Origin of the sequence: Citrobacter sp. Cb004 (assembly GCF_030337065.1) — a bacterium.
Taxonomy (GTDB): domain Bacteria; phylum Pseudomonadota; class Gammaproteobacteria; order Enterobacterales; family Enterobacteriaceae; genus Citrobacter; species Citrobacter braakii.
The window spans coordinates 93,928-119,461 of the sequence record NZ_JAOWCH010000023.1; the positions used below are offsets into that span (position 1 = coordinate 93,928).

Consider the following 25,534-nt stretch of genomic DNA (forward strand, 5'->3'; position numbering starts at 1 on the left):
ATATTCAAGATGTTATCAGGGATAAAACTATGAAACTCTTTGCTCAGGGGTCTTCACTGGATCTCAGCCATCCGCACGTCATGGGGATTTTGAACGTCACGCCAGATTCCTTTTCCGATGGTGGTGCGCACAACTCTCTGGTTGAGGCGGTAAAACACGCAAACCTGATGATTAACGCCGGGGCGACTATCATTGATGTGGGTGGTGAATCCACGCGTCCAGGCGCGGCCGATGTGAGCGTGGAAGAAGAGTTGCAGCGAGTGATCCCGGTGGTGGAGGCGATTGCTCAGCGTTTTGAAGTGTGGATTTCGGTCGATACTTCAAAAGCAGAAGTGATTCGCGAGTGCGCCAGAGTCGGCGCACATATCATTAATGACATTCGCTCACTCTCGGAGCCTGGGGCGCTGGAAGCCGCAGCAGAAACCGGATTACCGATTTGTCTGATGCATATGCAGGGTCAGCCGAAAACCATGCAGGAAGCACCAAAGTACGAGAATGTTTTTGCTGATGTAAATCGTTACTTTGTTGAACAAATAGCACGCTGCGAGCAGGCTGGAATCACAAAAGATAAATTGTTGCTCGACCCCGGGTTCGGATTCGGTAAAAATCTCACTCACAACTACACATTACTGGCACGTTTGGCTGAGTTTCATCATTTTAATCTGCCATTGCTGGTTGGAATGTCACGAAAATCAATGGTTGGCCAGTTGCTGAATGTAGGGCCATCCGAACGCCTGAGCGGTAGCCTTGCGTGTGCGGTCATTGCCGCAATGCAAGGGGCGCATATCGTTCGTGTCCATGACGTCAAAGAAACCGTAGAAGCGATGCGTGTGGTGGAAGCCACATTGTCTGCAAAGGAAAATAAACGCTATGAGTAATCGTAAATATTTTGGCACCGATGGGATCCGTGGTCGCGTAGGCGACGCCCCAATTACCCCTGACTTTGTGCTCAAACTGGGTTGGGCTGCAGGAAAAGTGCTGGCACGTCATGGTTCACGTAAAATTATTATTGGCAAAGATACGCGTATTTCTGGCTATATGCTGGAGTCCGCACTGGAAGCGGGTCTGGCTGCCGCCGGACTGTCGGCTTCTTTCACAGGCCCAATGCCAACACCTGCTGTTGCATATCTGACGCGCACCTTCCGTGCTGAAGCCGGGATTGTTATCTCTGCTTCGCACAACCCGTACTATGACAACGGGATTAAATTCTTCTCCATCGATGGGACTAAACTGCCGGATGCGGTTGAAGAAGCTATCGAAGCCGAAATGGAAAAAGCGATCACCTGCGTGGACTCGGCTGACCTGGGTAAAGCTACCCGTATCGTTGATGCTGCCGGTCGTTATATCGAGTTTTGCAAAGGCACCTTCCCGAATGAATTGAGTCTGAGTGAGCTTAAAATTGTGGTGGATTGCGCTAATGGTGCGACGTACCACATTGCGCCAAATGTACTGCGTGAGCTGGGCGCAAACGTGATTGCTATTGGCTGTGAGCCAAACGGCGTTAACATCAATGAAGAAGTCGGTGCCACCGACGTCCGCGCCCTGCAGGCGCGCGTGATGGCGGAAAAAGCCGATCTGGGTATTGCGCTGGATGGTGACGGCGACCGCGTCATTATGGTTGACCACGAAGGCAATAAGGTCGATGGCGATCAGATCATGTACATCATTGCCCGTGAAGCCCTGCGTCAGGGGCAGCTGCGCGGTGGCGCGGTAGGCACGCTGATGAGCAATATGGGCCTCGAGCTGGCGCTGAAACAGTTGGGTATTCCGTTTGCCCGTGCGAAAGTCGGCGACCGCTATGTACTGGAAAAAATGCAGGAAAAAGGCTGGCGTATCGGTGCTGAAAACTCAGGCCATGTGATCCTGCTGGACAAAACCACCACCGGTGACGGTATTGTTGCAGGTCTGCAGGTACTGGCGGCGATGGTGCGCAACCATATGAGTTTGCACGACCTGTGCAGCGGCATGAAAATGTTCCCGCAACTGCTGGTTAACGTACGTTACACCGCAGGTAGCGGCGATCCGCTGGAACATGAAAACGTGAAAGCGGTGATGGCTGAAGTTGAAGCTGCACTGGGTAATCGCGGACGTGTTCTGCTGCGTAAGTCAGGTACAGAACCGTTAATTCGCGTGATGGTTGAAGGTGAAGATGAAGCGCAGGTGACTGAATTCGCTCACCGTATTGCCGATGCCGTCAAAGCGGTGTAATCACTAAAGACAGTGAAAACCGGAGTCTGGGACTCCGGTTTTTTTTTACTGTACGGGAAGTGACTGTTTATGTCGGCGCTGCCAGAAGTAACCACCGATCATTAATATTACAAGGACTGCCAGCCACGGCAGAACCGCCAGCAAATGCCCTGACCGGGCAAAGGTCAGCACAATCATCAGTAACCAACCGCCCAGCATCGGAATCGCGGTGCGCTTAACAATGTCCACAGGTGAGACGCCTGCAATTCCCGCGATAGCAATGATGACGCCGGCAATGGGGGATAACGTACGACCAATCCCCGCCGATATCTGGATAGGCAACATCATGACTGCGATGTCGCTACCGATATGACGGCTGATGTCCGGTACCATCGGGGCGAAGGAGAAAAACGCCGCATTTCCGGAGCCCATTAGCGCTGAAATTGCAAAGGTGATAAGGGTCATCAGCAGGATAATAGAGGCGGCGCTGAGGCCAAATTCACCGGAAAGCGACAGCAGCGCATCGACGGTGCCAATGGCTTTCAGTCCGGCTGAAAAGACTTCACCAGCGATAATCAGCGTGACGACGGTGGCAAAAACGCTGCCCATGCTGTCAAAGACTTTTTGTACGCCTGCCATCACCTCGCGCGCCTTACGATGACGGCAATACTCACAAACCAGGGTAATGGCGAGGCTTATCAGTACGGCGGTATCCAGCGTAATTTTGAGCGAACTGAATACTAAATCACTGCACACCAGCATCAACACCAGCGGCAGCATGGGTAGAAAAAGCCAGGCGATCGGTGCTTCAGTTTCATCGGTCGACGTTAATGTCTGCATCTGCTGAGCCACACCGTCACTGCTTTCCCGATGGTCGAAAAAGCGTTGCACAACAATATGTAGCAGGGCGATGAACAGAATAACGGGGACGACGATCGGTAACTGATCCTGCACGAAATAGTTCACCACCTCGATGCCTGCGGTTTTGGCGGCGAGAACCGAGTTGCCGGAACCTGGACCAAATTCAACCGCACAGGTACTGGCGATAACGGCGGCAACGGCAGCGCGGCTACAGCCAAGACGGGTCAGCAGCGGGTAGAGCGTCGCCATCAACAGCAGACCCAGCCCGGTGGCGCTGCTGATAAACAGCGACAGGAATTGACCCAGCAACAGCGCCAGCCCCAACAGCAGATACGGTGAGTTCAGGCGTTGCAAAGGGCGAGACGTCACCCGAACCAGCACCTGGCTTGCGCCAATGGCCGACATATATGTAGCGAAACCACCAATCAGCATAATTTGCAGCCCAAGGCCGCCGAGGCGCACGCTCAGGGTATCGCGAATAAACTCAAAGGCATCAAAGGGGCCGAATCCGGTGCTTTTTTTCACCAGGCCACTGAGCGTGGTCATCCCGCTAAAATGCGCGATAAGCAGCAGCACAATCCCGGTCAACAGCAACACTGACTGGGGGTGATATTTTTTGAGGATCAGACGTCCGGCAAAAATGATGGCAATTAGCGCCAGTAATAATGACATTCTTGCCCCCTTACTCGAAGTTGCCAGTAACCAGGCACTCGCCCTCCCGCAGCAACGGCTTACCCGCAGCGAACAGATGGGCCAGCGAGAGGTCATCATTGAGTACACAGATATCGGCACGTTCCCCGGCGCAGAGCACGCCGCCGGAAATACCCAGCGAGCGCGCAACGTTTGCCGTCAACATCGCGATCGCTTGTGGCACAGGGATCCCCACATCAATCAGACGAGGAAAAAGATTAAGGTTACCTGCGACCGGTGCCGCGCTTAAGCCTTCCACAATACCCTGGGCGTTAAAGCGCGGAACGCTGCCATTACCATCAGAGCTGATCGTGATGCGATCGGCTGGAACCTGGGCTTCCAGAGCGTGGAGGATTGCCTGCTCCTGAGGCATAAAGCGACTACCGCCAGACGTAACGTCGATATGGCCGCCACGATGAGCGAACGCAATCGCCTGTTCGAACAAGGGCGCTGTTCTCGCAACATGGGTCGGTGAAATGTGGTGAATCGGAATGCCTGCATCACACAGCTCAATAAGCTGCGACATCCCTTCCGGCAGATTTCCAAGATGTACATGCAGTAACCCTTTTTTGCCTGCCAGCAGGGAAGCCACGCGGATATCGCTTACTATTCTCAGCAATTCCTGGAAAGAGGGGTAAGAACCACGGTGATCGGCGAGGGCGATTTTGACGCCAAGAATCGCCGGGATGAAGGTCATGTCATCGCGGATGGATCGCGTAATGGTTGGGCTGGGTACCGCGTAGGCTCCCGTATGCATAAATGCGCGTAATCCCTCAAGGTTGAGAGACTGCATTTTGGCGTAGAGGTCTTTGGGCGAACGAGAAATGGCATCGGTACCTAACACGCCGACAACCGTGGTAATACCTGCCTGAATCAGATCGCGTAGCTTGACGGCTGGCGTTCGGCTGGCAAATCCAGCCTCGCCACCGCCACCGGTAAGATGGACATGTTGATCGATTATGCCTGGGATAACCCATTTGCCATGACAATCGATGACCTCGTCGACGCCATCAAACAGGGAAATATCTTTTTCTACCGCCACAATTCGGTCGGCATGAATGAGCAGGGAGCAGAGGCCTAAATCCTCGGGAGAAAAAACACGGGCATTGGTCAATAAAGTAAACATATAGGTCCTGTCAAACGTCGTGGGTGAGAGTCGGCAGGTGAAAAGGAATATTGTTGTTATGATGCCCACCATAAAGCCATTACTATAACTATGACTATTACCGATTTGGTATTGGAGGATGCGGTTATGGCATGGTGGAGAGTTCAACGTGGATTGTAAGTGGCTGGAAGATTTTCTGGCATTGAGTCAGCATGGAAACTACTCTCAGGCCGCGGCGCAGCGGCATATTACTCAACCCGCACTCAGTCGGCGTATAAAGGCGCTGGAAGAGGTGTTAGGGGTGCCGTTGTTTGACCGGACCACGACCCCCGTTACGCTGACACGCTATGGTGAACGCTTTGAACCCTATGCCCGGCACGTCCTCAGTACACTAACAGAGGCGCGCCACGAGCTATCGGCGATGACGCCAGCAACGGACAATACGCTGGTGATGGTTAGCCTGCATACGCTGTCGGTGAATATCCTGCCGGATATGATCAACTATCTGCGACAGAGCGAACCGCAGTTAAATTTTACGGTTAATGCCAGTATTCAGGGGATAGACAACCATTTTAACGCCTTGATAGATCGGCAAATCGATCTGCTGGTGACCTACGATTTACCGTCTTCGCAGCCGGGGCTGGAGATTGCCGGAGGGTTAAAACGTTCACTATGGCGGTATGAGCGATTTATACCGGTTATTTCTGCGCAGTTGGCTAATGCGCTTCACGATCCGCATGCGCCGATCCCATGGCTATGCTATAGCGACTACACCTTTGTCAGACGCATTATTGAGCCAGCTGAACAACGCGTCCGCCCACGTCTGAAAAAAGTGTTTGAGAGTGGTTTAAGCGAAACGATACGAGAAATGGTGCTGCGGCATATGGGAATGGCATGGTTACCCGAATCGATGGTGGCGGAAGAGTTGGTGAACCAGCAAATTATTCACTGCTGGCCAGAAAACGCTGACCTGATTTGTGAAATCCCCGTTGTGGTATGGGCGAATCTTGACGATCAACGCGCCGTCATGCAGAGATGCTGGGAGAAGTTGCTGCGTTTTTGATTGATATGGCGATTTTTTCCGCAGTTGATACAATGCCAACAAATTGCCCTTGCGAAGGTTATTCGCTTTGGTTAGTATTCACACCCGCTTCAGTGGGAAACAGTAAACATTCCCGCTTTAATGGTCGAAGCATTGTACGCGGCAACTCCGCAAGGAACAGGTTGATTATGCACGAAGCTCTTTTAGTAGTTTTCCTTATTGTGGCAATTGGCCTGGTAGGCTTGATCATGCTGCAGCAAGGCAAAGGCGCTGATATGGGAGCCTCTTTTGGCGCAGGCGCTTCTGGTACTCTGTTTGGTTCAAGTGGTTCTGGTAACTTCATGACCCGCATGACAGCTGTATTGGGAACCTTGTTCTTCATCATCAGTCTGGTGCTGGGTAACATGAACAGCAATAAGACCAATAAAGGAAGTGAGTGGGAAAATCTGAGTGCACCGGCGAAAACCGAGCAAACTCAGCCAGCTGCTCCGGCTCAGCCGACCAGCGATATCCCACGCTAAGTATTCTGTACCGAGGTGGTGGAATTGGTAGACACGCTACCTTGAGGTGGTAGTGCCCTAACGGGCTTGTGGGTTCGAGTCCCATCCTCGGTACCAAATTCCAAAAAAAAGACGCTGCAAAGCGTCTTTTTTTTCGTCTGTCATTTGTGGTGGTTCTGTAGGTCGGATAAGACATTTAGGACGCCATCCGACTATTACAATACCTGATGATGTCTGGCTTATTAGGCCTCAGGGTAACAGAACATCCCTATTTTCTGCGCATAAAAAAGGCCGCTTTCGCGGCCTTAAGATGATGAATATTTACTTCGCCTTGTTTTCCAGATTCTCAACCTGCGGCAGGCCGGTTGTGGAAGAGGCGGTCAGCAGACCAGACTGCGCATAACCGAACAGCTTCTCGCGGGTATCAGTGATATCCAGATTACGCATGGTCAACTGACCGATACGATCATCCGGAGAGAATACCGAGTCGCCTTTTTCCATCGTCAGACGTTCTGGTTTGTAAGTCAGATTGTCCGACACGGTGTTGAGGATGGAGTAATCATTACCGCGACGCAGTTCCAGCGTCACTTCACCCGTAATCTGGCTGGCAACCCAACGCTGCAGACCGTCACGCAGCATCAGCGCCTGAGAGTCAAACCAGCGGCCCTGATACAACAGACGACCAAGCTGGCGACCGTGCGCGTGATACTGCTCGATGGTATCTTCGTTGTGAATCCCGGTCAGCAGACGCTCATAGGCGATGTGCAGCAATGCCATCCCCGGAGCTTCGTAGATGCCCCGGCTTTTCGCTTCAATGATCCGGTTTTCAATCTGATCGCTCATACCCAGACCGTGACGACCGCCGATGCGGTTGGCTTCCAGCATCATCTCAACGTCGTCGCTAAAGGTTTTACCGTTCAGCGCAACCGGATGACCCTGCTCGAAACGCACGGTGACTTCTTCTGCCGGGATCTTCACGCTCTCATCCCAGAATTTCACGCCCATAATCGGGTTGACGATTTTGACGCTGGAGTTCAGAAACTCGAGGTCTTTTGCTTCGTGGGTCGCCCCGAGCATATTGGAGTCCGTGGAGTACGCTTTCTCAACGGACATCTTGTAGTCGAAACCACAGGCAATCATAAATTCGGACATCTCATGGCGACCGCCGAGTTCATCGATAAAATCGGTATCCAGCCATGGTTTGTAAATCTGCAGTTCGGCGTTGGTCAGCAGGCCGTAACGATAGAAACGTTCAATATCGTTACCTTTATAGGTGCTACCGTCACCCCAGATATTTACGCCATCTTCTTTCATGGCCGCAACCAGCATGGTGCCGGTGACAGCACGGCCCAGCGGAGTGGTATTGAAATAGGTCAGTCCGCCGGTGGTGTTGTGGAATGCACCGCACTGAATCGCAGCGATCCCTTCGGCAACCAGCTGCTTACGGCAATCTACCAGGCGAGCATTCTCAGCACCATATTCCATTGCACGGCGAGGAATGGCGTCATAGTCATCCTCATCCGGCTGGCCCAAATTCGCAGTATATGCATATGGGACAGCCCCTTTTTGTCGCATCCACAGCAGTGCTGCACTGGTGTCCAGGCCGCCGGAAAAAGCGATACCAATACGTTGACCTACCGGGAGATGCTTGAGAATCGTCGTCATAAAATAAAACCCTGCTTGATAGACTGGTGAAGAGGTCGGCTTATTATACTAATTGCATTTTTATGCAAAATAAGTGAGTTTTCATTTAATCATCTTTTCTGGATGACAGGAAGAGTTTAGTGATAATTTCGTTAAATAACGGCGCGGGTGACACATTTATCTGGTTGAATATTCGCTGGGCAGCATTCATTGATTTGCATAGTCGTAACAAGGTTGACATACCGCATAGTGAATCAATATACTGTGCGCAGATTTTACGTCCCGTCCTCGGTACCAAATCCCAGCAGTATTTGCATTTTTTACCCAAAACGAGTAAAATTTGCCACGTTTCAGGCGCGGGGTGGAGCAGCCTGGTAGCTCGTCGGGCTCATAACCCGAAGGTCGTCGGTTCAAATCCGGCCCCCGCAACCACTTTCCCTTAGAGTTCTTTTTCAAATATACTGTGAAGACTTAGGCCTTCGTAGCTGGATTTGAAAAAAATTCTTTCGGAAGGTTTTCCGAACCGCAGGTGCGGTTATAGGGTTCAGTTATATAAAGCCCCGATTTATCGGGGTTTTTTGTTATCTGACTACAGAATAACTGGGCTTTAGGCCCTTTTTTTATGTCTTGGGGGTGGGCTTGTCCACATTAGAGCAAAAATTAACAGAGATGATTACAGCGCCAGTTGAAGCCCTGGGCTACGAGTTGGTCGGCATCGAATTTATTCGTGGTCGCACATCCACACTGCGCATCTATATTGATAGTGAAGATGGCATCAATGTTGATGATTGTGCTGATGTGAGCCATCAGGTAAGCGCCGTGATGGATGTCGAAGACCCAATCACCGTTGCCTACAACCTGGAAGTCTCCTCTCCGGGTCTCGACCGTCCTCTGTTCACAGCTGAACACTACGTGCGTTTCCTGGGTGAAGAAGTGACGCTGGTTCTTCGTATGGCGGTACAAAACCGTCGTAAATGGCAGGGCGTTATCAAAGCGGTGGATGGTGAGATGATCACGGTCACAGTCGAAGGTAAAGATGAAGTGTTCGCGCTGAGTAATATCCAGAAGGCGAACCTGGTTCCCCACTTTTAACAGTCTGGATTGAGGTGAAAAGCCCGCGATGAACAAAGAAATTTTGGCTGTTGTTGAAGCCGTATCCAACGAAAAAGCGCTGCCACGCGAGAAAATTTTTGAAGCGCTGGAAAGTGCGCTGGCTACAGCAACAAAGAAAAAATATGAGCAAGAGATCGACGTTCGCGTAGAAATCGATCGTAAAAGCGGTGATTTCGATACCTTCCGTCGTTGGGTAATCGTAGAAGAAGTTACTCAGCCGACCAAAGAAATTACGCTGGAAGCGGCACGCTTCGAAGACGAAAGCCTGAACGTGGGCGAATATGTTGAAGATCAGATTGAATCTGTCACCTTTGACCGTATCACCACCCAGACCGCGAAACAGGTTATCGTACAGAAAGTACGTGAAGCTGAACGCGCAATGGTTGTCGATCAGTTCCGCGAACACGAAGGCGAAATCGTCACCGGTGTGGTGAAGAAAGTTAACCGCGACAACATTTCTCTGGATCTGGGCAGCAATGCTGAAGCCGTGATCTTGCGTGAAGACATGCTGCCGCGTGAAAACTTCCGCCCAGGTGACCGTATTCGTGGCGTTCTTTACTCTGTACGCCCGGAAGCGCGCGGTGCGCAGCTGTTCGTAACCCGTTCCAAACCGGAAATGCTGATAGAGCTGTTCCGCATTGAAGTGCCGGAAATTGGCGAAGAAGTGATCGAAATTAAAGCGGCTGCTCGCGATCCGGGCTCACGTGCGAAAATCGCCGTTAAGACCAACGACAAGCGTATTGATCCGGTCGGCGCCTGTGTGGGTATGCGCGGTGCGCGCGTTCAGGCGGTTTCTACCGAACTGGGCGGCGAGCGTATCGATATCGTCCTGTGGGATGATAACCCGGCGCAGTTCGTGATTAACGCAATGGCGCCAGCAGACGTCGCTTCTATCGTGGTGGATGAAGACAAACACACCATGGATATCGCGGTTGAAGCCGGTAACCTAGCTCAGGCGATTGGACGTAATGGTCAGAACGTCCGCCTGGCTTCACAACTGAGCGGTTGGGAACTCAACGTGATGACCGTTGATGACCTGCAGGCGAAGCATCAGGCTGAAGCACATGCAGCCATTGATACCTTCACCAAATATCTCGATATCGATGAAGATTTCGCGACAGTTCTGGTGGAAGAAGGTTTTGCGACGCTGGAAGAACTGGCCTACGTGCCAATGAAAGAGCTGTTGGAAATTGACGGCCTGGATGAACAGACCGTTGAAGCGCTGCGCGAGCGTGCTAAAAACGCACTGACCACTCTGGCACTGGCCCAGGAAGAAAGTCTCGGTGATAACAAACCGGCTGACGATCTGCTGAATCTGGAAGGATTGGATCGTGAGATGGCCTTCAAACTGGCTGCCCGTGGTGTTTGTACGCTGGAAGATCTCGCTGAACAGGGCATTGATGATCTGGCTGATATCGAAGGGTTGACCGACGAAAAAGCCGGTGAGCTGATTATGGCTGCCCGTAATATTTGCTGGTTCGGCGACGAAGCGTAATAAACTGTAGCAGGAAGGAACAGTATGACAGATGTAACCGTAAAAACGCTGGCTGCAGAGATACAGACCTCCGTGGATCGCCTGGTACAGCAATTTGCTGATGCAGGTATCCCGAAGTCTGCTGACGACTCTGTGTCCGCACAAGAGAAACAAACCTTACTGGCGCATCTGAACCGTGAAAACGGCTCAGCGCCCGATAAGTTGACATTGCAGCGTAAAACGCGCAGTACTCTCAATATTCCAGGTACCGGTGGAAAAAGCAAATCGGTACAAATCGAAGTCCGCAAGACACGCACCTTTGTGAAACGCGATCCGCAAGAGGCTGAACGCCTTGCCGCGGAAGAGCAGGCGCAGCGTGAAGCGGAAGAGCAAGCCCGTCGTGAGGCAGAAGAAGCTGCCAAACGCGAGGCGCAACAAAAAGCCGAACGTGAGGCCGCAGAACAAGCTAAGCGTGAAGCCGCTGATAAAGCGAAACGTGAAGCTGCGGAAAAAGACAAAGTGAGCAATCAACAGACCGACGATATGACTAAAACCGCCCAGGCCGAAAAAGCCCGCCGTGAAAATGAAGCCGCAGAACTGAAGCGTAAAGCGGAAGAAGAAGCACGTCGCAAGCTTGAAGAAGAAGCGCGCCGCGTAGCGGAAGAAGCTCGCCGTATGGCGGAAGAAAACGAGAAGAATGGTGTGAATAACGCTGAACCTGTTGAAGATACCAGCGATTATCACGTCACTACCTCTCAGCATGCTCGCCAGGCAGAAGACGAGAACGATCGTGAAGTAGAAGGCGGCCGTGGTCGTACTCGCAGCACGAAAGCAGCGCGTCCGGCGAAGAAAGGTAACAAACACGCTGAATCTAAAGCTGACCGTGAAGAAGCGCGTGCAGCGGTTCGCGGCGGTAAAGGCGGTAAGCAGCGTAAAGGTTCCGCTCTGCAGCAGGGCTTCCAGAAGCCGGCTCAGGCCGTTAACCGTGACGTTGTGATCGGCGAAACCATCACCGTTGGCGATCTGGCGAACAAGATGGCAGTCAAAGGTTCCCAGGTCATCAAAGCGATGATGAAGCTGGGCGCAATGGCGACCATTAACCAGGTCATCGACCAGGAAACCGCACAGCTGGTTGCCGAAGAGATGGGCCACAAAGTTATCCTGCGTCGTGAAAACGAGCTGGAAGAAGCAGTAATGAGCGACCGTGACACCGGCGCTGCGGCAGAGCCGCGCGCACCGGTAGTGACCATCATGGGTCACGTTGACCACGGTAAAACGTCTCTGCTGGACTACATTCGCTCCACGAAAGTTGCCTCTGGCGAAGCGGGCGGCATTACTCAGCACATCGGTGCGTACCATGTTGAAACTGACAACGGTATGATCACCTTCCTGGATACCCCGGGTCACGCCGCGTTTACCTCCATGCGTGCTCGTGGTGCTCAGGCAACGGATATCGTTGTTCTGGTTGTTGCAGCAGATGACGGCGTGATGCCGCAGACTATCGAAGCTATCCAGCACGCGAAAGCGGCAGGTGTGCCGGTAGTGGTTGCAGTCAACAAAATCGATAAACCAGAAGCGGATCCAGATCGCGTTAAAAACGAACTGTCCCAGTACGGCATCATGCCGGAAGATTGGGGCGGCGAGAGCCAGTTCGTTCACGTTTCTGCGAAAGCGGGTACCGGTATCGACGAACTGCTGGATGCTATCCTGCTGCAGGCCGAAGTACTGGAACTGAAAGCTGTGCGTAAAGGTATGGCGAGCGGTGCGGTTATCGAATCCTTCCTGGATAAAGGTCGTGGTCCGGTTGCTACCGTGCTGGTACGTGAAGGTACGCTGAACAAAGGCGACATCGTACTGTGTGGTTTCGAATACGGCCGCGTTCGTGCGATGCGTAACGAACTGGGTCAGGAAGTACTGGAAGCGGGTCCATCCATTCCGGTGGAAATCCTGGGTCTGTCCGGTGTTCCGGCTGCGGGTGACGAAGTTACCGTTGTTCGTGACGAGAAGAAAGCCCGTGAAGTTGCACTGTACCGTCAGGGCAAATTCCGTGAAGTTAAACTGGCTCGTCAGCAGAAATCTAAACTGGAGAACATGTTCGCCAACATGACCGAAGGCGAAGTTCACGAAGTGAACATCGTTCTGAAGGCCGATGTTCAGGGTTCTGTAGAAGCGATTTCCGACTCTTTACTGAAACTGTCTACCGACGAAGTAAAAGTGAAGATTATCGGTTCTGGCGTAGGTGGTATCACCGAAACCGACGCGACCCTGGCTGCGGCATCCAACGCGATTCTGGTTGGCTTCAACGTCCGTGCTGATGCCTCTGCACGTAAAGTTATCGAATCAGAAAGCCTGGATCTGCGTTACTACTCCGTCATCTATCATCTGATCGACGAAGTGAAAGCAGCGATGAGCGGCATGCTGTCTCCGGAACTGAAACAGCAGATCATTGGTCTGGCTGAAGTTCGTGATGTGTTCAAATCACCGAAATTCGGCGCTATCGCAGGCTGTATGGTTACCGAAGGCACGATTAAACGTCACAACCCAATCCGCGTACTGCGCGACAACGTGGTTATCTATGAAGGCGAGCTGGAATCCCTGCGCCGCTTCAAGGATGACGTCAACGAAGTCCGTAATGGCATGGAATGTGGTATCGGCGTTAAGAACTACAACGACGTTCGCGTTGGCGATATGATCGAAGTGTTCGAGATTATCGAGATCAAACGTACCATCGCATAATCTTCGTCGTCTTTTGGGCCGCAACTGCGTTGGCTGCGCTCGATCACCCCGGTCACATAGTTATCTATGCTCCCGGGGATTTACGAGTTTGCCGCCTTGCTGCAACCCAAAATCCTTAGAAGATGATTAAGTGTAGGCTGGGGAAGCGAAGCGCCACCCGGCAAGAAATTTAAAAAGGGGCTTATGGCCCCTTTTTTGTCTTTATTCTGGAGAATTTATTATGGCGAAAGAATTTGGTCGCCCACAGCGTGTCGCGCAGGAGATGCAGAAAGAAATCGCACTCATCCTGCAACGCGAAATCAAAGACCCGCGTGTTGGTATGATGACCACCGTATCGGGTGTTGAGATGTCCCGAGACCTGGCATACGCTAAAGTGTTCGTGACTTTCCTTAACGATCAGGACGAAGCTGCCGTGAAAAACGGCATTAAGGCACTGCAGGAAGCCTCTGGTTTTATACGCTCTCTGCTGGGTAAAGCAATGCGTTTGCGTATCGTGCCTGAGCTGACCTTCTTCTACGACAATTCGTTAGTTGAAGGGATGCGCATGTCCAACCTGGTGACCAGCGTGGTGAAACATGACGATGAGCGTCGTGTGAACCCAGCGGACGACAGCAAGGAGGACTGATGAGTCGTCCTCGTCGTCGTGGTCGCGACATTCACGGTGTTCTACTGCTGGATAAGCCGCAGGGCATGTCCAGCAATGACGTACTGCAAAAAGTAAAGCGCATCTACAATGCCAACCGCGCGGGACATACTGGCGCGCTGGATCCGCTGGCAACAGGCATGCTGCCTATCTGCCTCGGTGAAGCGACTAAGTTTTCCCAGTATTTGCTGGATTCTGACAAACGCTATCGTGTGGTTGCCCGTCTGGGCCAGCGTACCGACACCTCCGATGCCGATGGGCAAATCGTGCAGGAGCGTCCGGTAACCTTCAGCGCAGAGCAGCTTGCCAGCGCGCTGGAGACTTTCCGCGGCGATATCGAGCAGATTCCGTCAATGTATTCGGCGCTGAAGTACCAGGGTAAAAAGCTGTACGAATATGCGCGTCAGGGCATTGAAGTGCCGCGTGAAGCGCGCCCGATTACCGTCTATGAGCTGCTGTTTATTCGCCACGAAGGTAACGAGCTGGAGCTGGAAGTTCACTGCTCCAAAGGCACTTATATTCGCACCATCGTTGACGATCTCGGTGAGAAGCTGGGCTGCGGCGCGCACGTAACGTATCTGCGTCGTCTGACGGTCAGCAAGTATCCGGTGGATCGTATGGTTACGCTGGAACATCTGCATGAGCTGGTTGAACAGGCCGAACAGCAGAACATTCCGGCGGCGCAGCTGCTTGATCCTTTGCTGATGCCAATGGACAGTCCTGCATCGGACTACCCTGTTGTTAATTTGCCTTTAACATCGTCGGTTTACTTTAAAAATGGTAACCCGGTACGGACGTCAGGTGCGCCGCTGGAAGGGCTGGTGCGCGTGACGGAAGGCGATGATGGCAAGTTTATCGGCATGGGGGAGATGGACGATGAAGGTCGTGTCGCCCCTCGTCGCCTGGTGGTTGAGTATCCTGCATAGCGCTCTCTGTCTTGCGATAAAAGGGCGCTGCGAGTAGAATACTGCCGCTTAACGTCGCGTAAATTGTTTAACAATCTGCGTGGCGTGTACACAAAATCATTCGAGCTGCATCAAGGCGGCAGGTCTGAGGATCCTCAGGAGCTTACTCAGGTAAGTGACCGAGGTGAGCGGACACAGCCAGCGCAGGGTCAGTTTGAAGAAGGCGTGTATACACTGGGATAGCTGAATTAGAGATCGGCATCCTTTCATTCTTAACACTTTGGAGTTTTAAAATGTCTCTAAGTACTGAAGCTACCGCTAAAATCGTTTCTGAGTTTGGTCGTGATGCAAACGACACCGGTTCTACCGATGTTCAGGTTGCTCTGTTGACTGCACAGATTAACCACCTGCAGGGCCACTTTGCAGAGCACAAAAAAGATCACCACAGCCGTCGTGGTCTGCTGCGCATGGTTTCTCAGCGTCGTAAACTGCTCGACTACCTGAAACGTAAAGATGTTGCACGTTACACCGCGCTGATCGAGCGTCTGGGTCTGCGTCGCTAATTCTTTCGAGTTTCAGAAAGAGGGGGCCTTCATGGCCCCTTTTTTCCAGCAGATGGCAGCAATTCGCTGGAAACTAATGTATTGTTGCTATGAATGATCTTCCGTTGCAGAGGTTCGCGCGGCTAATGAGAGGCTTTACTCATGCTTATGGGTTAGGGTTGTCATTAGTCGCGAGGATGCGCAGAAGATCGGGTATTAACGATGGCGCAAAAAAAATGTGCCGTCAAAAAATAGAGAAAGGATATTAATTTGCTTAATCCGATCGTTCGTAAATTCCAGTACGGTCAGCATACCGTTACGCTGGAAACCGGCATGATGGCGCGTCAGGCGACTGCCGCTGTTATGGTTAGCATGGATGACACTGCGGTATTCGTTACCGTTGTTGGCCAGAAAAAAGCGAAACCAGGCCAGGACTTTTTCCCACTGACCGTTAACTATCAGGAGCGTACCTACGCTGCTGGCCGTATCCCGGGTAGTTTCTTCCGTCGTGAAGGCCGTCCGAGTGAAGGCGAAACTCTGATCGCGCGTCTGATTGACCGCCCGGTTCGCCCGCTGTTCCCGGAAGGCTTCGTTAACGAAGTTCAGGTTATCGCGACCGTTGTTTCCGTTAACCCGCAGGTTAACCCGGATATCGTGGCAATGATTGGTGCATCTGCTGCGCTGACTCTGTCTGGTATCCCGTTCAACGGCCCGATCGGTGCTGCACGTGTTGGTTACATCAATGACCAGTACGTACTGAACCCGACTCAGGACGAACTGAAAGAAAGCAAGCTGGACCTGGTTGTTGCTGGTACTGAAGCTGCCGTACTGATGGTTGAATCCGAAGCTGAACTGCTGAGCGAAGACCAGATGCTGGGCGCTGTAGTATTCGGCCACGAACAGCAGCAGGTTGTTATTCAGGCTATCAACGAGCTGGCGAAAGAAGCTGGCAAACCGCGTTGGGACTGGCAGCCAGAAGCCGTCAACGAAGCGCTGAACGCACGCGTTGCCGCACTGGCAGAAGCTCGCCTGAGCGATGCTTACCGTATCACCGACAAACAAGAGCGTTACGCTCAGGTTGACGTGATCAAATCTGAAACCATCGCGACTCTGGTGGCTGAAGACGAAACCCTGGACGCTAACGAACTGGGTGAAATCCTGCACGCTATCGAGAAAAATGTTGTTCGCAGCCGCGTACTGGCAGGCGAGCCGCGCATCGATGGTCGTGAAAAAGACATGATCCGTGGTCTGGACGTGCGTACTGGCGTTCTGCCGCGTACCCACGGTTCCGCACTGTTCACCCGTGGTGAAACTCAGGCGCTGGTTACTGCGACCCTGGGCACCACTCGTGATGCGCAGAACCTTGACGAGCTGATGGGCGAGCGTACTGACAACTTCCTGTTCCACTACAACTTCCCTCCGTACTGCGTAGGTGAAACCGGTATGGTCGGTTCTCCGAAGCGTCGTGAGATTGGTCACGGTCGTCTGGCGAAGCGTGGCGTACTGGCAGTGATGCCGGAACTGGATAAATTCCCGTACACCGTACGTGTGGTTTCTGAAATCACCGAATCTAACGGTTCTTCTTCCATGGCTTCCGTATGTGGTGCTTCTCTGGCGCTGATGGACGCAGGCGTGCCGATCAAAGCTGCCGTTGCGGGTATCGCGATGGGTCTGGTGAAAGAAGGCGACAACTTTGTTGTTCTGTCTGACATCCTGGGCGACGAAGACCACCTGGGCGATATGGACTTCAAAGTGGCGGGTTCCCGCGACGGTATCTCTGCACTGCAGATGGATATCAAAATTGAAGGTATCACCAAAGAGATCATGCAGGTTGCTCTGAACCAGGCTAAAGGTGCGCGTCTGCACATCCTGGGTGTGATGGAACAAGCGATCAACGCACCGCGTGGTGACATTTCTCAGTTCGCTCCGCGTATCCACACCATCAAGATCAGCCCGGACAAGATCAAAGATGTTATCGGTAAAGGCGGTTCTGTTATCCGTGCTCTGACCGAAGAAACCGGCACCACCATTGAAATTGAAGATGATGGTACTGTGAAGATTGCTGCGACCGACGGCGAGAAAGCGAAATATGCTATCCGTCGTATCGAAGAGATCACCGCAGAGATCGAAGTAGGCCGTATCTACAATGGTAAAGTGACCCGTATCGTTGACTTTGGCGCATTCGTTGCCATTGGTGGCGGTAAAGAAGGTCTGGTACACATCTCTCAGATCGCTGACAAACGCGTTGAGAAAGTGACCGATTACCTGCAGATGGGCCAGGAAGTACCGGTCAAAGTTCTGGAAGTAGATCGCCAGGGCCGTGTACGTCTGAGCATTAAAGAAGCAACTGAGCAGTCTCAGCCTGCAGGCGAACCGGAAGCTCCGGCAAGCCAGGGCGAGTAAGGTTGCCATTGCCCTCCGTGAAAGCGGAGGGCTTTTAACCCGGCAGGACGCCTTGTTAGCAACCGGGGAACCTGGACGTTCATTCAATCGTTGTCTTCGGGAGTGGGAAATGAAGCCTTTTTTGCGCTGGTGTTTTGTTGCGACAGCACTCACGCTGGCTGGATGCAGTAATTCCGCCTGGCGTAAGAGTGAAGTCCTCGCAGTACCATTGCAACCGACTTTGCAGCAGGAAGTGATTCTGGCACGTATGGAACAAATTCTTGCCAGTCGGGCTTTAACCGATGACGAACGCGCACAGCTTTTATATGAGCGCGGAGTGTTGTATGATAGTCTCGGTCTGAGGGCACTGGCGCGAAATGATTTTTCACAAGCGCTGGCAATCCGACCAGATATGCCTGAAGTATTCAATTACTTAGGTATATATTTAACGCAGGCAGGCAATTTTGATGCTGCCTATGAAGCGTTTGATTCTGTACTTGAGCTTGATCCAACTTACAACTACGCGCACTTAAATCGCGGTATCGCATTGTATTACGGCGGTCGCGACAAGTTAGCGCAAGATGATCTGCTAGCGTTTTATCAAGACGATCCCAATGATCCTTTCCGTAGTCTGTGGCTTTATCTCGCCGAGCAGAAGCTCGATGAGAAGCAGGCTAAAGAAGCGTTAAAGCAACGCTTTGAGAAATCGGATAAAGAGCAATGGGGATGGAACATTGTCGAGTTCTACCTGGGCAACATTAGCGAAGCAACGCTGATGGAACGCCTAAAGGCGGACGCAACGGATAACACCTCGCTCGCTGAGCATCTCAGTGAAACCAACTTCTATTTAGGTAAGTACTACCTAAGTCTGGGGGATTTGGACAACGCTACGGCATTGTTCAAACTGGCGGTGGCTAACAACGTTCATAACTTTGTTGAGCACCGATACGCATTGTTGGAATTATCGCTCCTGGGCCAGGACCAAGATGACCTGGCAGAATCGGACCAGCAATAGCTGACGTACACATCAGCCCGTAATCTTTTTTGATTGCCATCACCTTCACGGGTGAGGGCGTTGTTGTTCGTTAATACACCTACTTTGAGCCGGTTCACACTTTTCAATGAAAATTGCAGATCAATTTCATGATGAGTTATGTAGACTGGCCGCCATTAATTTTGAGGCACACGTACTACATGGCTGAATTCGAAACCACTTTTGCAGATCTGGGCCTGAAGGCTCCTATCCTTGAAGCCCTTACCGATCTGGGTTACGAAAAACCATCTCCAATCCAGGCAGAGTGCATTCCGCATCTGCTGGGCGGCCGCGATGTTCTGGGTATGGCCCAGACGGGTAGCGGCAAAACTGCAGCGTTCTCTTTACCGCTGCTCAACAATCTTGATCCTGAGCTGAAGGCACCTCAGATTCTGGTGCTGGCACCGACCCGCGAACTGGCGGTTCAGGTTGCAGAAGCCATGACGGATTTTTCTAAACACATGCGCGGCGTGAACGTGGTTGCCCTGTACGGCGGCCAACGTTATGACGTGCAATTACGTGCCCTGCGTCAGGGACCACAGATCGTTGTCGGTACGCCGGGCCGTCTGCTGGACCACCTGAAGCGCGGTACTCTGGACCTCTCCAAACTGAGCGGTCTGGTACTGGACGAAGCTGATGAAATGCTGCGTATGGGCTTCATCGAAGACGTTGAAACCATCATGGCGCAGATCCCGGAAGGTCATCAGACCGCTCTGTTCTCCGCGACTATGCCGGAAGCGATTCGTCGTATTACCCGCCGCTTTATGAAAGAGCCGCAGGAAGTACGCATTCAGTCCAGCGTAACTACCCGTCCTGATATCAGCCAGAGCTACTGGACCGTCTGGGGCATGCGTAAAAATGAAGCGCTGGTGCGTTTCCTGGAAGCAGAAGACTTTGATGCGGCGATTATCTTCGTTCGTACCAAAAATGCGACCCTGGAAGTGGCAGAAGCGCTGGAGCGTAGCGGTTATAGCAGCGCTGCACTGAACGGCGACATGAACCAGTCCCTGCGTGAGCAGACTCTGGAGCGTCTGAAAGATGGCCGTCTGGATATTCTGATTGCTACCGACGTTGCGGCACGTGGCCTGGACGTTGAGCGTATCAGCCTGGTTGTTAACTACGACATCCCGATGGATTCCGAATCTTACGTTCACCGTATCGGCCGTACCGGTCGTGCGGGCCGTGCGGGTCGCGCGCTGCTGTTCGTTGAGAACCGTGAGCGTCGTCTGCTGCGTAACATCGAACGCACCATGAAGCTGACTATTCCGGAAGTAGAACTGCCGAACGCAGACCTGCTGGGCAAACGCCGTCTGGAAAAATTCGCCGCTAAAGTACAGCAGCAGCTGGAAAGCAGCGATCTGGATCAGTACCGTGCTCTGCTGGCGAAAATGCAGCCGGAAGAAGAACTGGATATCGAAACGCTGGCAGCAGCACTGCTGAAAATGGCTCAGGGCGAACGTCCGCTGATCCTGCCGCCAGATGCGCCGATGCGTCCGAAACGCGAATTCCGCGACCGTGACGATCGTGGTCCGCGTGACCGCAACGATCGTGGCCCGCGTGGTGACCGTAATGAGCGTGGTGGTGAAGACCGTCCGCGTCGTGAACGTCGTGACGTTGGCGATATGCAGCTGTACCGCATTGAAGTGGGCCGTGATGACGGTGTTGAAGTCCGTCATATCGTTGGTGCGATTGCCAACGAAGGCGATATCAGCAGCCGTTACATCGGTAACATCAAGCTGTTTGCTTCCCACTCTACCATCGAGCTGCCGAAAGGTATGCCGGGCGACGTGCTGCAGCACTTTACCCGTACTCGCATCCTGAACAAGCCGATGAACATGCAGCTGGTTGGCGATGCAGTTCCGCACACCGGTGGTGAGCGTCGTGGCGGTGGCCGTTTCAGCGGTGAGCGTCGTGAAGGCGGTCGTGGCGAAGGTCGTGGTTTCAGCGGCGAGCGTCGTGAAGGCGGTCGTAGCGAAGGTCGTCGTTTCAGCGGCGAACGTCGTGAAGGCAACCGCGGTCCGCGTCGTGACGATTCTTCTGCTCCGCGTCGTGATGATTCCGCTGGTCGTCGTCGTTTCGGTGGTGATGCGTAATCCATGCGAAATTACGGTTTAATACCGTAAAGTAAAATATACAGCCCCGATCTCAACAATCGGGGCTTTTTTTATTTCATTTGTACTCGTGTACTGGTACAGTGCAGCACATTGAAATGTAGTCACAATATAAATGACTGGAGAGATGGCTAAATGGCAACACTAACCACCACCCAAACGTCACCTTCGCTGCTTGGCGGCGTGGTGATCATCGGCGGCACCATTATTGGCGCAGGGATGTTTTCTCTGCCAGTGGTCATGTCCGGGGCGTGGTTCTTCTGGTCAATGGCGGCGCTGATCTTCACCTGGTTTTGCATGCTGCACTCCGGGCTGATGATCCTGGAAGCTAACCTCAATTACCGCATTGGTTCCAGCTTTGACACCATCACGAAAGATCTGCTGGGCAAAGGCTGGAACGTTGTGAACGGCATCTCGATTGCTTTCGTTCTCTATATCCTTACCTATGCGTATATCTCGGCGAGTGGTTCGATCCTGCATCACACCTTCTCGGAGATGTCGCTGAACGTTCCGGCGCGTGCGGCGGGTCTTGGTTTTGCGCTGCTGGTGGCGTTCGTGGTGTGGTTAAGCACCAAAGCGGTTAGCCGCATGACGGCGATTGTGCTGGGCGCGAAGGTGATTACTTTTTTCCTGACCTTCGGCAGTCTGCTGGGGCATGTTACGCCCACGACGCTGTTTAACGTGGCGCAGAGCAACGCTTCGTATACGCCGTACCTGCTGATGACGTTACCGTTCTGCTTGGCCTCATTCGGCTATCACGGCAACGTCCCGAGCCTGATGAAGTACTACGGCAAAGATCCGAAGACCATCGTTAAGTGCCTGGTGTACGGCACGCTGCTGGCGCTGGTGCTGTATACCGTATGGTTGCTGGGGACGATGGGTAACATCCCGCGTCCGGAATTTATCGGTATTGCGCAGCAGGGCGGTAACATTGATGTGCTGGTACAGGCGCTGAGCGGCGTGCTTAACAGCCGCAGTCTGGATCTGCTGCTGGTGGTGTTCTCCAACTTTGCGGTGGCGAGTTCATTCCTCGGCGTCACGCTCGGTCTGTTTGACTATTTGGCGGATCTGTTTGGTTTTGATGACTCGGCAATGGGACGTTTTAAAACGGCATTGCTGACGTTTGTCCCGCCGATTGTCGGTGGCCTGCTGTGGCCGAACGGTTTCCTGTACGCCATTGGCTATGCAGGGCTTGCCGCGACCATCTGGGCCGCCATTGTTCCGGCGCTGCTGGCCCGTAAATCCCGCGAGCGTTTTGGCAGCCCGAAATTCCGTGTCTGGGGCGGCAAGCCGATGATTGCGCTGATCCTGGTATTCGGCATCGGCAACGCGGTTATCCATATTCTGTCGAGCGTGAATTTGTTGCCTGTGTACCAGTAACCTTTTAGTGCCGGATGGCGGTTGCGCCTTATCCGGCTTATACGGTCTCGTAAGCCCGGTAAGCGAAGCGCCACCGGGCAAAACAACGATTACCCCACCAACTCTTCTTTCACCTGCATCGCCAGGTCAAACGAATGTAGCCGTGCCTGATGATCAAAAATCTGGCCGTTAACCATAATTTCATCGGCCTGGGTTTCACGCAAAATGGCGTCGAGACCGTGTCGCACTTTCGCCTTATCACCAACCAGCGACATGCTCAGAGCCTGTTGTACGCCGTACTGCTCGGAAGCGGACCACAACTGATGCATATTCTCTACCGGTGGCGGTAGCTGGCCGGTTTCGCCACGACGCAGTTTCACAAACGCCTGCTGCATTGAGGTGAAAAGAAATTCGGCATCGCGGTTGCTGTCGGCGGCAATGATGTTGATGCACACCATCGCATACGGCTTTGCCAGCCGCGCTGAGGGCTTGAACTGGGTGCGATACAGATGCAGCGCCTGATGCAACATATCCGGAGCAAAGTGCGAGGCGAAGGCAAATGGCAGGCCGAGCTGGGCTGCCAGCTGTGCGCTGTACAGGCTGGAGCCTAATAACCAGACCGGGATCTGCTCGCCGTAGCCGGGTACCGGGCGTACATGAGGATTTGGATCGCGGGCGTCGAACCAGTCCACCAGTTCAGCTACGTCGCGCGGGAAGTTATCGATATCACCACTCATATGGCGGCGCAACGCGCGCATGGTCGGTTGGTCGCTACCCGGCGCGCGGCCAAGCCCGAGATCGATTCGCCCCGGATACAGCGTATTCAGGGTACCGAACTGCTCGGCGATCACCAGCGGCGAATGGTTGGGCAGCATAACGCCGCCAGAACCAAGATGCAGCGTGGTGGTATTGGCAGCCAGATAGCCAATCAGCACAGAGGTCGCCGCGCTGGCGATGCCGGTCATGTTGTGATGTTCTGCCAGCCAGTAGCGGTGGTAGCCGCGCTTTTCGGCCAGTCGAGCGAGATCAAGCGAGTGTGTGAAGGCCTCTTTTGCCGAAGATCCTTCAGGGATCGGCGCCAGATCCAGCACCGAGAACGGAATAGTTTTGTCAGTCATAACGGCTCACTTTGTTACCGGTTAATCTTTTAATACTGCATTAAAGATTAGCGAATGTTGTTAACAAAGTGAGCTATTAATCACGGCTGTAGTTCAAGACCTGCCAGTCGCTTCCAGTAGCCGTTGCAGTCGCTGTGGGCAGCAAGCGGCAATGGGGCAGTGCCATTTTCATTGGCGCGGAAGGCATCGAGCATGGCGAACGTGTCGCTGCCTGCAGGGGACAGACGTACAATATCAACCAGACCCTGCATCGATGTCAGCTCGTTGCCGAGGTTGTAAACATAGCCGCTCATAGTCTGGATGCCGTTGAGGACAAAGACCTGCTGATTCTCCTGCGACAGCACATCGCGCCCATTCGGGTATTTGATGCAGCAGGTTTCACACTCGTCTTTTGGACGGTCTTCAGAGCGTGCGGTAAAGCAGCGGGCAGAGTACGCCAGCGGCAGATGCCCGTAGCTCAGTACCTCTACTTCAAACTGATTGCGAATACCCAGCTCTTCACACTGGTTAAGCAGATTGACCAGCCAGTCACGGGACAGTTCTACCGGCATACACCAGCGCACCATGCCCTGCCTGAGCAGCAAACGCAGGGTTACCGCGTTGTAGCAGTTGAGCGCATGCCCGGCGACAAACGGCAGCTTACGCTCGGCGCACATGTTTACCACGCCGAGATCGCTGGCTTCCAGCAGGAAGTCGCCGTTTTCGACATAGCGCTTCAGCTCTCCCAGTTCAGAGGAGGCCTGCACCAGCGCCAGCGTTGACAGCACCACCTGTTTACCGCTGCCAGCGAGCGATTTCGCCATATCGATCCAGTCGCCTACTTTGGTAGCGCGGCGTTTACTGCACACCGCTTCGCCAAGATAGATAACGTCGGCCTGGCTGGTGGCGGCCTGCTGATAAAAATCTTCCAGCGTTTCTTTCGGCCAGTACCACAGCACCGGCCCTAAGGAATATTTCATTGCTTCTCTCACTGCCATTTACGGTGATACGCGCCAAGCGTGGTCTGCGTGCCTTCGGACATTGAACCGAGCGTTTCCATCCACGCGGCCTGTGGGGCGTAGTTTTGCGGGTCGGCCATACAGCGGTCGATCGCCTGGCGCCACACTTTCGCCACCTGGCTGACGTAGGCCGGGCTACGCTGACGCCCTTCGATTTTCACCGAGGCAATATTGGCCGCCAGCAGTTCTGGCAGCAGCTCCAGCGTATTCAGGCTGGTGGGTTCTTCCAGCGCATGATAGCGCTCGCCATCAACCAGATAGCGGCCTTTACACAGCGTCGGATAACCGGCGTTTTCTCCGTCCTGATAGCGGTCGATCAGCACTTCATTAAGACGGGATTCCAGCCCTTGTTGGGTCTGCTGCCAGCGAACAAAACGGGCAGGAGAGCAGGCGCCAACCGTATTAGGAGACTCGCCCGTCAGATAGGATGAAAGATAGCAGCGGCCTTCCGCCATAATGCACAGACTGCCAAAGGCGAACACTTCCAGGGGAACTGGCGTGACGCGAGCGAGTTGCTTCACCTGGTGAATAGACAGTACGCGCGGCAGCACCACGCGGGCGACATCAAAGTTGCGATGATAGAAATTAATCGCCTCTTCATTGGTTGCGGATGCCTGAACAGAGACATGACGCTCAATATGCGGGTAGCGCTCTGCGGCATACTCAAGCATGGCGAGGTCGGCGAGGATCAGCGCATCCGCACCCAGTTGCGCCGCCATATCTACGGCACGTTGCCAGCGCGCGTAACCATCCGGATGCGCAAAGGTGTTAATCGCGATGTGCAGCTTACGGCGGTGCTGATGGACAAAACTCACCGCTTCCTGCAATTTTTTCTCGGTAAAATTAAGGCCGGCGAAATGACGGGCGTTGGTATCATCTTTCAGCCCGATGTAGACCGCATCAGCGCCGTTCTCGATGGCCGCCTTAAGCGCCGGGAGGTTTCCGGCAGGGCAGAGCAGCTCCATAATTTATCCTGAACGTTGCGCCGTAAAGGGCGCAGAAATGTTAACGAAGAGGGATTTTAGTTAACCTTGCTGAGACAATTTTTGATTTGAGGCAGTTAAAGTCGTATTGGTGATACCAATAAGAGG

The 25,534-nt window shown here is 53.2% G+C and carries 21 protein-coding genes and 2 tRNA genes; 17 read left to right on the plus strand and 6 right to left on the minus strand.

All coding sequences use genetic code 11. The features are described 5' to 3' along the window. The first annotated feature begins 29 nt into the window (after positions 1-29). A complete protein-coding gene (gene folP / locus OGV65_RS00575; RefSeq protein ID WP_200108093.1) occupies positions 30-878 on the plus strand; it encodes a dihydropteroate synthase in 849 nt (282 codons plus the stop codon). Further along, positions 871-2,208 carry a phosphoglucosamine mutase gene (gene glmM / locus OGV65_RS00580; RefSeq protein ID WP_153647274.1) on the plus strand — a complete coding sequence of 446 codons (1,338 nt, stop codon included), beginning with the start codon at positions 871-873 and terminating at the stop codon, positions 2,206-2,208. Before folP ends, glmM begins: the two co-directional genes overlap by 8 nt. A gap of 45 nt (positions 2,209-2,253) precedes the next feature. On the opposite strand, the gene dcuC is transcribed toward glmM, so the two are convergent. Beyond that, positions 2,254-3,720: a C4-dicarboxylate transporter DcuC gene (dcuC, locus tag OGV65_RS00585; protein WP_286454494.1), complete on the minus strand. Its 1,467-nt coding sequence runs from the start codon at positions 3,718-3,720 to the stop codon at positions 2,254-2,256. A 10-nt stretch (positions 3,721-3,730) separates the two neighbouring features. Next, positions 3,731-4,864 carry a beta-aspartyl-peptidase gene (gene iadA, locus OGV65_RS00590; RefSeq protein ID WP_286454495.1) on the minus strand — a complete coding sequence of 378 codons (1,134 nt, stop codon included), beginning with the start codon at positions 4,862-4,864 and terminating at the stop codon, positions 3,731-3,733. Between the two features lie 148 nt (positions 4,865-5,012). Between iadA and OGV65_RS00595 the strand changes: the two genes are divergently transcribed. The 3 genes from OGV65_RS00595 (at position 5,013) to OGV65_RS00605 (ending at position 6,502) form a co-directional block, all read left to right on the plus strand. Beyond that, on the plus strand, positions 5,013-5,906 hold the full coding sequence (locus OGV65_RS00595) for a LysR family transcriptional regulator (protein ID WP_046275528.1): 894 nt from the start codon (positions 5,013-5,015) through the stop codon (positions 5,904-5,906). A 167-nt stretch (positions 5,907-6,073) separates the two neighbouring features. Then, a complete protein-coding gene (secG, locus tag OGV65_RS00600; protein ID WP_003025000.1) occupies positions 6,074-6,406 on the plus strand; it encodes a preprotein translocase subunit SecG in 333 nt (110 codons plus the stop codon). 9 nt (positions 6,407-6,415) lie between these two features. Next, a tRNA-Leu gene (locus tag OGV65_RS00605) sits at positions 6,416-6,502 on the plus strand. Between the two features lie 204 nt (positions 6,503-6,706). Here OGV65_RS00605 and argG read toward each other — a convergent pair. Beyond that, positions 6,707-8,050: an argininosuccinate synthase gene (gene argG / locus OGV65_RS00610; RefSeq protein ID WP_003024998.1), complete on the minus strand. Its 1,344-nt coding sequence runs from the start codon at positions 8,048-8,050 to the stop codon at positions 6,707-6,709. Between the two features lie 334 nt (positions 8,051-8,384). On the opposite strand from argG, the gene OGV65_RS00615 reads away from it, so the two are divergent. The 12 genes from OGV65_RS00615 to mtr all read left to right on the plus strand — a co-directional run bounded on the left by OGV65_RS00615 (position 8,385) and on the right by mtr (position 22,348). Continuing rightward, positions 8,385-8,461, plus strand: a tRNA-Met gene (locus OGV65_RS00615). A gap of 207 nt (positions 8,462-8,668) precedes the next feature. Further along, the gene (rimP, locus tag OGV65_RS00620; RefSeq protein WP_003024996.1) at positions 8,669-9,121 is read left to right on the plus strand and encodes a ribosome maturation factor RimP; all 453 of its coding nucleotides are present in this window, start codon (positions 8,669-8,671) and stop codon (positions 9,119-9,121) included. A 28-nt stretch (positions 9,122-9,149) separates the two neighbouring features. Continuing rightward, entirely contained in the window at positions 9,150-10,637 is a 1,488-nt protein-coding gene (gene nusA / locus OGV65_RS00625; RefSeq protein ID WP_003024992.1) for a transcription termination factor NusA, read from the plus strand. A 24-nt stretch (positions 10,638-10,661) separates the two neighbouring features. Next, positions 10,662-13,352 carry a translation initiation factor IF-2 gene (infB, locus tag OGV65_RS00630; RefSeq protein WP_016154667.1) on the plus strand — a complete coding sequence of 897 codons (2,691 nt, stop codon included), beginning with the start codon at positions 10,662-10,664 and terminating at the stop codon, positions 13,350-13,352. A gap of 220 nt (positions 13,353-13,572) precedes the next feature. Continuing rightward, on the plus strand, positions 13,573-13,977 hold the full coding sequence (gene rbfA, locus OGV65_RS00635; RefSeq protein ID WP_003024988.1) for a 30S ribosome-binding factor RbfA: 405 nt from the start codon (positions 13,573-13,575) through the stop codon (positions 13,975-13,977). Then, entirely contained in the window at positions 13,977-14,921 is a 945-nt protein-coding gene (gene truB, locus OGV65_RS00640; protein ID WP_047358518.1) for a tRNA pseudouridine(55) synthase TruB, read from the plus strand. Before rbfA ends, truB begins: the two co-directional genes overlap by 1 nt. A gap of 272 nt (positions 14,922-15,193) precedes the next feature. After that, on the plus strand, positions 15,194-15,463 hold the full coding sequence (rpsO, locus tag OGV65_RS00645) for a 30S ribosomal protein S15 (RefSeq protein WP_000059465.1): 270 nt from the start codon (positions 15,194-15,196) through the stop codon (positions 15,461-15,463). A gap of 249 nt (positions 15,464-15,712) precedes the next feature. Beyond that, positions 15,713-17,845, plus strand: coding sequence for a polyribonucleotide nucleotidyltransferase (pnp, locus tag OGV65_RS00650; protein ID WP_008785911.1), 2,133 nt, complete (start codon positions 15,713-15,715; stop codon positions 17,843-17,845). Positions 17,846-17,954: 109 nt separating this feature from the next. Continuing rightward, entirely contained in the window at positions 17,955-18,839 is an 885-nt protein-coding gene (gene nlpI, locus OGV65_RS00655) for a lipoprotein NlpI (RefSeq protein WP_003024982.1), read from the plus strand. A gap of 106 nt (positions 18,840-18,945) precedes the next feature. Beyond that, the gene (yrbN, locus tag OGV65_RS00660) at positions 18,946-19,026 is read left to right on the plus strand and encodes a protein YrbN (RefSeq protein WP_010723222.1); all 81 of its coding nucleotides are present in this window, start codon (positions 18,946-18,948) and stop codon (positions 19,024-19,026) included. Next, the gene (locus OGV65_RS00665) at positions 19,019-20,950 is read left to right on the plus strand and encodes a DEAD/DEAH family ATP-dependent RNA helicase (RefSeq protein WP_047413955.1); all 1,932 of its coding nucleotides are present in this window, start codon (positions 19,019-19,021) and stop codon (positions 20,948-20,950) included. The genes yrbN and OGV65_RS00665 overlap by 8 nt, the downstream gene beginning before the upstream one ends. Positions 20,951-21,103: 153 nt before the next feature. Further along, the gene (mtr, locus tag OGV65_RS00670) at positions 21,104-22,348 is read left to right on the plus strand and encodes a tryptophan permease (protein ID WP_016154664.1); all 1,245 of its coding nucleotides are present in this window, start codon (positions 21,104-21,106) and stop codon (positions 22,346-22,348) included. Positions 22,349-22,437: 89 nt separating this feature from the next. Here the strand turns inward: mtr and OGV65_RS00675 are convergent, their stop codons facing one another. From OGV65_RS00675 to ubiU, 3 genes are all read right to left on the minus strand, one after another. Further along, positions 22,438-23,445, minus strand: coding sequence for a luciferase-like monooxygenase (locus tag OGV65_RS00675; protein WP_016154663.1), 1,008 nt, complete (start codon positions 23,443-23,445; stop codon positions 22,438-22,440). Positions 23,446-23,525: 80 nt separating this feature from the next. Continuing rightward, entirely contained in the window at positions 23,526-24,404 is an 879-nt protein-coding gene (locus tag OGV65_RS00680) for a U32 family peptidase (protein ID WP_259688639.1), read from the minus strand. Positions 24,405-24,412: 8 nt separating this feature from the next. Then, positions 24,413-25,408 (minus strand): ubiquinone anaerobic biosynthesis protein UbiU, encoded by a 996-nt coding sequence (gene ubiU / locus OGV65_RS00685; protein WP_016154661.1) that lies wholly within the window; start codon positions 25,406-25,408, stop codon positions 24,413-24,415. Positions 25,409-25,534: the final 126 nt, after the last annotated feature.